Source organism: Streptomyces sp. NPDC054932, from assembly GCF_053610205.1.
Genome location: NZ_JBSGXU010000258.1, coordinates 1 through 9530, shown reverse-complemented (window position 1 = coordinate 9530; position 9530 = coordinate 1). Strand labels below are relative to the sequence as shown.

8 protein-coding genes are annotated in these 9530 nt (G+C 72.4%); 4 read left to right on the top strand and 4 right to left on the bottom strand.

The features are described 5' to 3' along the window. Positions 1–110: 110 nt before the first annotated feature. From ACWGE1_RS37705 to ACWGE1_RS37695, 3 genes are all read right to left on the bottom strand, one after another. Positions 111–356, bottom strand: coding sequence for a chaplin family protein (locus ACWGE1_RS37705; RefSeq protein ID WP_453424983.1), 246 nt, complete (start codon positions 354–356; stop codon positions 111–113). A 149-nt stretch (positions 357–505) separates the two neighbouring features. Next, on the bottom strand, positions 506–1168 hold the full coding sequence (locus tag ACWGE1_RS37700; protein WP_453424982.1) for a response regulator: 663 nt from the start codon (positions 1166–1168) through the stop codon (positions 506–508). After that, positions 1161–2309 (bottom strand): GAF domain-containing sensor histidine kinase, encoded by a 1149-nt coding sequence (locus ACWGE1_RS37695; protein ID WP_453424981.1) that lies wholly within the window; start codon positions 2307–2309, stop codon positions 1161–1163. Before ACWGE1_RS37695 ends, ACWGE1_RS37700 begins: the two co-directional genes overlap by 8 nt. Before the next feature lie 158 nt (positions 2310–2467). Here ACWGE1_RS37695 and ACWGE1_RS37690 point away from each other — a divergent pair, with 158 nt between their 5' ends. The 3 genes from ACWGE1_RS37690 to ACWGE1_RS37680 all read left to right on the top strand — a co-directional run bounded on the left by ACWGE1_RS37690 (position 2468) and on the right by ACWGE1_RS37680 (position 5343). Then, positions 2468–3253: an SDR family NAD(P)-dependent oxidoreductase gene (locus tag ACWGE1_RS37690; RefSeq protein ID WP_453424980.1), complete on the top strand. Its 786-nt coding sequence runs from the start codon at positions 2468–2470 to the stop codon at positions 3251–3253. After that, positions 3250–4374, top strand: coding sequence for an S-adenosylmethionine:tRNA ribosyltransferase-isomerase (locus ACWGE1_RS37685; RefSeq protein ID WP_453424979.1), 1125 nt, complete (start codon positions 3250–3252; stop codon positions 4372–4374). Before ACWGE1_RS37690 ends, ACWGE1_RS37685 begins: the two co-directional genes overlap by 4 nt. Before the next feature lie 282 nt (positions 4375–4656). Next, positions 4657–5343, top strand: a complete 687-nt coding sequence (locus ACWGE1_RS37680; RefSeq protein ID WP_453424978.1) for a transglycosylase SLT domain-containing protein — start codon at positions 4657–4659, stop codon at positions 5341–5343. Positions 5344–5468: 125 nt separating this feature from the next. Here ACWGE1_RS37680 and ACWGE1_RS37675 read toward each other — a convergent pair whose 3' ends face one another. Further along, complete coding sequence (locus ACWGE1_RS37675) at positions 5469–7991, bottom strand: FHA domain-containing protein (RefSeq protein WP_453424977.1); 2523 nt, start codon at positions 7989–7991, stop codon at positions 5469–5471. A 232-nt stretch (positions 7992–8223) separates the two neighbouring features. On the opposite strand from ACWGE1_RS37675, the gene ACWGE1_RS37670 reads away from it, so the two are divergent. Next, positions 8224–9530 (top strand): streptophobe family protein (locus ACWGE1_RS37670; protein WP_453424976.1); only part of this gene is annotated, 1307 nt, incomplete at its 3' end.

The following is a 9530-nucleotide window of genomic DNA, read 5'->3' as shown; positions in this document are numbered from 1 at the left end:
CCTTTTTATTTTTTTTCTTTTGCGTGGGTTTGTTGGGGGGGTGTTACACCGGGCCCCGGGGTGGGGGGTTTTTGGGGTGTCCCGCGGCGCCGGGGGGGGCGGGGTCGGGGTCAGCCGTTGAGGCCCGTGTTGCCGAAGGCGCCGTTGAGCAGGCCGATCACGTTGACGGTGTTGCCGACCACGTTCACGGGGACGTGCACGGGGACCTGGACCTGGTTCCCGGAGGCCACGCCGGGCGAGTTCAGGGCCTCGCCCTCCGCGGACGCACCGCCGTGCGCCGAGGAGACACCGGCGCCGGCGGCGATGAGGCCGCCCGCGATCATGGTGACGGCAGCGGCCTTCTTGAAGTTCTTCACGTTCTCGTCCTCCAGTACGTCTGCCGCGACCAGCCGTCGCAGCACGCCCTGGAGAACGGCCGGCGCGCGATTGGGATACGCCATGTGGGCTACATACACCCGACCGTATGAATCTCAGTCCGGAACGAGACGATCCGATTTGCCTCCGATCAGTCCGCGATTCCGTGCCTGACCGCCCACAATGCGGCCTGCGTCCGGTCGGAAAGGTCCAACTTCATCAGGATGTTCGACACGTGGGTCTTGACCGTCTTCTCGGACAGGACCAGGGCGCGGGCGATCTCCCGGTTGGAGCGGCCGTCGGCGATCAGGCCCAGCACCTCGCGTTCCCGGTCGGTCAGCGAGCCGGGCCGGCCCGCCGGGGCGCCCTGGTCCTCCTGGGAGAGCAGGGCCACCGCCACCTCGGGCTGGAGCAGCACGTGGCCCGCGTGGACGGACCGGATGGCTCCGGCCAGCGCGTCGGGGTCGATGTCCTTGTAGACGTACCCCGCCGCTCCGGCCCGCAGGGCCGGGACCACGGTCCGCTGCTCCGTGAAGCTGGTGACGATCAGCACCCTGGCCGGGTTCGCCAGCTCGCGCAGTCGGCGCAGCGCCTCGATGCCGTCCGTGCCCGGCATCTTGATGTCCATCAGGATCACGTCGGGCCGCAGCTCCTCGGCGCGGGCGATGCCCTCCTCGCCGTCGGAGGCCTCGCCGACCACCTCAATGTCCTCCTGGATCTCCAGGAAGGTGCGCAGGCCCCGCCGGACCACCTGGTGGTCGTCGACCAGCAGTACGCGAATGCCGCTGCCACTGCGGCCCGTGCCGTCAGCCACCGGGGACCTCCATCTCGATCGTGGTGCCCCGACCGGGCTCCGAGTGCACGGCGAGGCTGCCGCCGACGCCGCTCGCGCGGTCCCGCATGGAGACCAGGCCCAGGTGACGGCCCGCCCGGCGGACGGTCCGGGGGTCGAAGCCCTTGCCGGTGTCGAGGACCTTGAGGACCGCGCCGCCGGCAGGCGTCCGGGCCAGGGTGACCTCGACGCGGTCGCCGCCCGAGTGACGCAGGGCGTTGTGGAGGGCCTCCTGGGCGACGCGGAGCAGCGCTTCCTCCTGGGTCGCCGGCAGGGCCCGTACGCCCTCGCAGGTGAAGGTGACGTGCGCGGTGTGGGCGCGGTCGAGCACGTGGACGTGCGTACGCAGGGTGGCGACGAGTCCGTCCTCGTCCAGCGCGGCCGGGCGCAGCTCGGTCACGGCGGAGCGCAGTTCGTCGGCGGCCTCCGCGGCCAGGGCGGCCACCTGCTGGAGCTCGTCCTTGGCCCGGTCCGGGTCGCGGTCGACGAGGGCGGCGGCAGCCTGGGCGGTGAGGCGGAGCGAGAAGAGCTTCTGGCTGACGGCGTCGTGCAGCTCGTGGGCGAGCCGGGAGCGCTCCTCGGCGATGGTCAGCTCGCGGCTGCGCTCGTAGAGCCGGGCGTTGGTGAGGGCGATGGCCGCGTGCTGGGCGAGGAGGGAGAGGAGTTCCTGGTCCTCGTCCGTGAACCCGCGGGGGCCGCGTTTGTTCGCGAGGAAGAGGGCGCCGAGGGTCTCCTCGCCGTCCCGGACCGGCATGCCGAGGAAGTCGGACATCTCCGGGTGGGCGGCCGGCCAGCCCTCGAAGCGCGGGTCCTTGCGGACGTCGGTCAGCCGCTCGGGGCCTCCCTCGTGGAGCATCGCGGCGAGGATGCCGTGCTGGCGGGGCAGCGGGCCGATGCGGCGCCACTGCTCGGCGCTGATGCCGTCGACGACGAACTGGGCGAAGCCGCCGTGGTCGTCCGGGACGCCCAGGGCCGCGTACTCGGCGTCCAGGAGTTCGCGGGCGGACACGACGATCGTGCGCAGGACGTCGCGGACCTCCAGGCGGCGGCTCATGGCGAGCAGTGCGGTGCTCACGGCGGCCAGGCCGCCGGAGGTCCCGCCGTGCGGGGGGCTACCGGTCATGGCCTCACCGTACCCGTGGCCGTGACCTGCGGGATCGGGCCGTGGACGTAGGTCGAAGGGACCTGCGGGGGTGGGGCTCGCGGCCGACGCGGCGGGGGCGGGCCGTTCCTAGGTTGGGGGCATCTGCTGATCGGGAAACGGAAGACGAGGGTGTTGTCATGTCGGTGGCGATCGTGACGGGGGCGTCCAGGGGACTCGGCCGGGCACTGGCCGGGGAGCTGGCGGCACGGGGCTGGGACCTGGTGTTGGGCGCGCGGGGTGCGGCGGCGCTGGAGGAGACCGCGGCCGGGCTGGTGAGGGCGGCCGGGGGGAGGGTGGTGGCGGTGGCCGGGGACGTGTCCTCGGCGGCCCACCGGGCGGCACTGGTGGCCGCGGCGCGGGAGCTGGGCGGGCTGGACCTGCTGGTGAACAACGCGGGGGTGCTCGGGGCCGAGCCGCTGGTGCCGCTGGCGGAGCACGCGCCGGCCGGGCTGCGGGAGGCGTTCGAGGTCAATGTGGTGGCGCCGCTGGGGCTGGTCCAGGAGGGGCTGCCGCTGTTGCGGGCCTCGCGGGCGGGGGCGGGCGGGAGCGCCGGGGCGGTGCTGAACATCAGCTCGGACGCGGCGGTGGTGCCGTACGCGACGTGGGGGGCGTACGGGGCGACCAAGGCGGCGGGGGATCTGCTGTCGGCCGTACTGGCGGTGGAGGAGCCCGGGCTGCGGGTGTGGTCGGCGGACCCCGGTTCGATGCGCACGCGGATGATGGCGGCGGCGGAGCCCGGCGAGGACCTGGCGGGGCTGCCGACGCCGGAGGAGGTGGCTCCGGCGCTGCTGCAGCTCGTGGATCGGGCGCTGCCCAGCGGGCGGTACACGGCACAGGAGCTGGCGGCGCAGGCGGGCCCCGCCCCGTCCGCGGGGACGGCCGCGGGGACGGCCGCCGGGGCGAGCTCGGGGGCCGGGCGGTGAGCGCGCATCGGGCCCTGCAGAAAACAGGACTGTATATAACGGACATTCCACCGCATCTTTCGGCCCGGATCCCGGCCGAGCAGCGTGGGCCGGGGCTGGGGCGGGACGCCGTGCGGCTGCTGGTGTCCCGGGGCACCGAACCGGTGACGCTGCGCCCCTTCCGGGAGCTCCCGGAGCTGCTGCGGCCGGGCGACGTACTCGTGGTGAACACCTCCACCACGCTGGCGGCCGCCGTGGACGCCCGGCTGGGCGGCGAGGACCTGGTGGTGCACTTCTCGACCCGGGGCGACGGGGGCCGCTGGGCGGTGGAGCTGCGCAGCCCGGCCGGCGGGGGGACGACCGGGCCGCGCGCCGGCGGGCCGGCCGGGGCGGTGGTGGAGCTGCCGGGCGGGGGCCGGCTGGTCCTGGAGGAGCCACTGGCGGCGGGCGCGGACCGGCTGTGGTGGGCGCGGCCCCTCCCCGCGCCGTACGGGGTCCCGGAGCTGCTGCGGGCGCACGGGCGGCCGATCCGGTACGCGTACACGGCGCGGGACCAGCCGCTCTCGGCCCATCAGACGGTGTTCGCGGTGCCGGCGCCCGACGGGGCGGGCTCGGCGGAGATGCCGAGCGCCGGCCGGCCCTTCACGGCGGAGCTGGTGGCGCGGCTGGTGAGCCGGGGGGTGCAGTTCGCCCCGCTGGTCCTGCACACGGGGGTGGCCTCGCAGGAGGCGCACGAGCCGCCGTACCCGGAGCGGTACGAGGTGTCCCCCACGACGGCGGCCCTGGTGAACGCCGCGCGGGCCACCGGAGGGCGGGTGATCGCGGTGGGGACCACTGCGGTACGGGCCCTGGAGTCGGCCGCGGACGCCGGGGGGCGGGTCCGCCAGGCCGCCGGGTGGACCGATCTCGTGGTGACCCCGGAGCGCGGGGTGCGGGTGGTGGACGGGCTGCTGACCGGGCTGCACGAGCCCGAGGCGTCCCATCTGCTGATGCTGGAGGCGGTCGCGGGGCGGGCCGCCGTACGGCTCGGGTATGCCGAGGCGCTGGCCCGGCTCTGCCTCTGGCACGAGTTCGGGGACGTCCATCTGCTACTCAAGGATGAGAACCGTGACCAAGTGCATTGCGGGAGCAACGCACGGTGAAACCGTTACGTGCCCGATGTGACCCCGCACATAGGACCCACATCACTTACGAAGCTGCCTAGTGGACGGATAAAGCCCCTGTCAGTGCTGTCCCACCTAGCGCCGGGGCCCGAGATCGGGCCTCGGCGCCCGTGCGTGATCCACTAAGCGGGATCGTACGTCACACCTTTGCCACAGGATTTTGCCGCCGCTAAGAATTGCTCCCGTCGCACAGCACCGCGGATCCCCGGATCCACAAAGCGCCTTCCTGCGACTCCCGCTATTCGAAGAGGTTGCCCCGCCATGTCTGCTTCCCGCACCCCCGGTCACAGTCGTCTGACGAAGGCACACAAGCTGTCCATCGCCGGTGTCGCCACGCTGAGCGCCGCCGCCGTCGCCTTCTCCCTGGTCCCGGCCGGCGCCGCGGAGGCCGAGACGGTCAACGCCGCCCCTGTCGCCTGGACCCAGGCCGTGGGCGGCACGCAGGTCAAGGCGCTGCAGCACCACCTCTCCGCGCAGCAGGTCATCGCCACCGCGAACGCGAAGGCTGCCGCCGCGGTCAAGGCCAAGGCCGACGCCGAAGCCAAGGCCAAGGCCGAGGCCGCCGCGAAGAAGGACCGCGAGCAGAAGGCGGCCGCCAGCCGGTCCGCCGCCCGCACCCCCGTCTTCGCGAACAACCTGGACGGCTGGATCAAGGAAGCCCTCTTCATCATGAAGAAGGAGGGCATTCCGGGCACCTACGCCGGCATTCACAAGAACATCATGCGTGAGTCCAGCGGCAACCCGATGGCGATCAACAACTGGGACATCAACGCCCAGAACGGCATCCCCAGCAAGGGTCTGCTCCAGGTCATCCTGCCGACCTTCAAGGCGTACCACGTCAAGGGCACCAAGTTCGACCAGTACGACCCGGTCGCGAACATCGTCGCCGCCTGCAACTACGCGGCCGACCGCTACGGCTCCATGGACAACGTCAACAGCGCCTACTGAGGCCTGGGCGCAACCCGTCCCCATGCGCCTCAGGGCGGCACCCGGATTCCCGGATGCCGCCCTGAGGCGTTTTGCCGTGCGTGCGGGCGGGCGTCCCGCCCCCGCGCCCACTGCCTGCCCGCGCCCTACTTGCCCGCGCGCATGACCTCGGGCTCGTGGCGGCGCAGCAGGCGCTGGACCGCGAAGCCGCAGGCGATGCCGAGGAGCAGCAGGATGGTGATGTTCAGGCTCCACTGGCCGACCGTGGCGTCCCAGAGCGGGTCGGTGTTGGTCGGGTTGTCGCGGTCCCACGGCGGCATGAGCTTGCCGAGGTTCAGCGTGGTGCCGGCGGCGGCGACGGCCCAGCGGGACGGCATCAGCCAGGCGAACTGCTCCAGGCCCGGCGAGTCGTAAACCTGGAAGAGGATGCCGGTGAAGACGACCTGGACGATCGCGAACATGACCAGCAGCGGCATGGTCTTCTCAGCGGTCTTCACCAGCGAGGAGATCACCAGGCCGAACATCATCGAGGTGAAGCCGAGCGCGATGACCGACAGGCAGAGCTCGACGGCCGGCGGCATCAGCAGGCCCTCGGTGGGCAGGTCGCGCGGGAAGAAGCCGATCCCGCAGATGATCACGCCCTGGATGGCGGTGATGACACCGAGGACGATCACCTTCGACATGAGGTACGCCGACCGGGACAGGCCGGTCGCACGCTCCCGCTCGTAGATGACGCGTTCCTTGATCAGCTCACGCACCGAGTTGGCCGCGCCCGAGAAGCACATGCCGACCGCGAGGATCAGCATGATCGTGCCGGCGTCGCCGTTGAACTGGGACGGCGGCGTCGGCGGCGCGAGGCCGAAGGTCGCCGGGATGACCGTGGAGACCACGCCGAGGACCGCGGGCAGGATCAGCATCAGGCCGATGAAGCCCTTGTCGGAGGCAATCACCGAGACGTAGCGGCGGATCAGCGTCCACAGCTGCGAGCCCCAGCCCTGCGGCTTGGGCGGCATCATCTGCTGCGGCGACGGCATCGCGACGGACTGCGGGGCGACCGCGTCGATGTCGGCGGCGTACAGCTGGTAGTGCTGGGAGCCCTTCCAGCGGCCGGCCCAGTCGTAGTCGCGGTAGTTCTCGAAGGCCGAGAACACGTCCGCCCACGTGGTGTAGCCGAAGAAGTTCAGCGCCTCGTCCGGCGGGCCGAAGTACGCGACCGAACCGCCCGGGGCCATGACCAGCAGCTTGTCGCAGATGGCCAGCTCGGCGACGGAGTGGGTGACGACGAGGACCGTACGGCCGTCGTCGGCGAGGCCGCGCAGCAGCTGCATGACGTCGCGGTCCATGCCCGGGTCGAGGCCCGAGGTGGGCTCGTCCAGGAAGATCAGCGAGGGCTTGGTGAGCAGCTCCAGGGCCACGGAGACGCGCTTGCGCTGACCACCCGAGAGCGCGGTGATCTTCTTGTCCTTGTGGATGTCGAGCTTGAGCTCGCGCAGCACCTCGTCGATGCGGGCGGCGCGCTCGGACTCGGCGGTGTCGCCCGGGAAGCGGAGCTTGGCCGCGTACTTCAGGGCCGTGAGGACCTTCAGCTCCTTGTGCAGGATGTCGTCCTGCGGGACCAGGCCGATGCGCTGGCGGAGCTCCGCGAACTGCTTGTACAGGTTGCGGTTGTCGTAGAGGACGTCGCCCTGGTCGGCGGGCCGGTAGCCGGTCAGCGCCTTGAGCAGGGTGGACTTGCCGGAGCCGGACGGTCCGATGACACCGATCAGCGACTTCTCCGGGACGCCGAAGGTGACGTCCTTGAGGATCTGCTTGCCGCCGTCGACCGTCACCGTGAGGTGGCGGGCCGAGAAGGAGACCTCGCCGGTGTCGACGAACTCCTCGAGGCGGTCCCCGACGATCCGGAACGTCGAGTGACCGACGCCGACGATGTCGTTCGGGCCGAGCAGCACGGTGCCGGACTTCGGCAGCGGCTGGCCGTTGACGTAGGTGCCGTTGTGGCTGCCGAGGTCGTGGATCTCGAAGCGGCCGCCGGGCATCGAGCGGAACTCGGCGTGATGGCGGGAGACCTGGAGGTCGGAGACGACCAGCTCGTTCTCCAGCGCACGGCCGATCCGCATGACGTGGCCCAGCGAGAGCTGGTGGAACGTCGTCGGGCTGCGGTCCCCGTAGGCCGGCACGCCGCCCTGCACCGGACCTGCGCCGCCGCCCTGCTGCTGCGGGAGGTGGGCCTGCTGCTGCGCGTACTGCTGCTGTTCCCAGGCCTGCTGCTGGGGCTGCTGCTGCGGGGCCTGGTAGGCCGGGGCCTGCGGCTGGGCGTACGCCTGGGCCTGGGCGTGCGGGGCCTGCTGCGCCACGGCCGGCTGCGGCGTGGCAGCCGCGGCGGCGCTCAGATTCAGCCGCGGACCGTCCGTCGCGTTGCCCAGGTGGACCGGCGTGCCGGGCACGAGCTCGGTCTGCTGGACCCTCGCCCCGTGCACGTAGGTGCCGTTGGTGCTGCCGTGGTCCTCGATGCCCCAACCCCGGCCGTTCCAGGTGATGGTGGCATGGCGCCACGACACCCGGGCATCGTCGATCACCACGTCTCCCTGGGGGTCGCGCCCCAGCGAGTACGACCTGGACGGATCGAGCGTCCAGGTCCTTCCATTCAATTCAAGTACGAGTTCCGGCACTCCAGCCCCACTTAAGTCCCCCGAGAATCCCCCATGACGTCAGGGAGTCTAGGGATGGCGAACATCCGGGGGAACTATTTCAGGCCCACAGCCGTATGTGGAATCCGGGCCTTGCCGGGGTGTCTACGACCGGCCGTTGACGGGGTCGAAAGTCACCCGGAGAGTGAGATACGGGACTTCTCGCCCGGTGGTCCCGTCGCGTACCGCTCGGTAGGCATCGGGGGTTCACCGTATGCGCCGCATTCGTTGGGGAGACGTGCTCCTGTCCGCCGTCGCCACCGTGGGCTGGTCCCTGATCGTGATGGCGGGAGTGGCCGGCTTCGGACTGCACCTGCTGGGCGCCGACGCCTCCGGCGGCTCGCTCGGGGCGATGACGGCCGCCACGGTGGTCCTCGCGGTCGGCGGAACCGTGACCCCCTCGGGTGACGTCTCGGTCTTCGGAGTCACGGGGGCGGGAGCCGAAACCTCCCTGGACGTCATGCCCTTGGGGGTGTCGCTGGCCGGAGCACTGGTCCTGGCACTGCTGTTCCTGCGTTCGCTGCGGGCCGGGGCGGGCCACGCGGAGACGGCGGCCAGGGTCGCGGCCCTCGCGGCGCTGTTCGCCGGGGCCGCGGGCGGGCTGGCGTGGGCCGGGCACGACGTGGTCACCCTCGACGGGACGGCGCCGCTGCCCAGGACCCCGGCGAAGGTCGGGATCCCGGGGATCGGGGACATCGGCGGGCTGCTCCCGGACCGCATCGGGGACCTGATCGAGACCCGGACCCGGGTGGGGTTCTCGGTGGAGTCCGGACCGACCCTGGCGGGCGCGGGGTTGTGGGTGCTCGCCGTACTCGCGGTCGCGCTGCTGGTCTCCCGGCGCGGGCCGGCGGCGCTGGCCCGGCTGCGTCCGGCCGCCTCGGCGGCGGTGGCGATGCTGCTGGTCGCGGTGGCGGCCGGGTGGGCCGCGGCGGTGTGGGCCGCGCTGGGCGACGAGCATCCGCGGCGGGTGCTGGGCGGTGCGCTGCTGGGGGCGCCGAACGGGAGCGCACTGGGGGTGCTGCTGGGGCTGTTCGTGCCGCTGCGCGGCGGGGTCACGGGGGCTCCGGCCCGGCTGCTGCCGGATCCGCTGGACGATCTGCTCGCGGTCTCCGCGCGGGAGCCGGTGACGGTGGCACGGCTCGCCGAGTACGACGAGCGGGTCTGGCTGCTGGTCGTGGGGGCGGCCCTGCTGCTCCTCTACGCCGGGGTGCTGGCAGCCGTACGGACTCCCGGGCGCGGGGTCCTGGGGTGCGCGGCCCGGCTGTCGGCCGTCACCGGGGTGACCCTCGCGGTGCTGGTGTGGCTGACGGGGTTCTCGGCGAACGCCTCGCTCGCGGTGCTGGGCGTGGACGCGGTGGATGCGGGGGTGGAACTGCGCGGGGACGTTCCGTACGCGCTGGTACTGGGCGCGCTCTGGGGCGGGGTGGCCGGCGGGGCGGGTGCGCTGCTGACCCGCCGGCGCCGGGCGGCCCTGCCGGATCCGGGTGCGGGGCCCGGCGGGCCGGGCGGACGGCGCGGGCC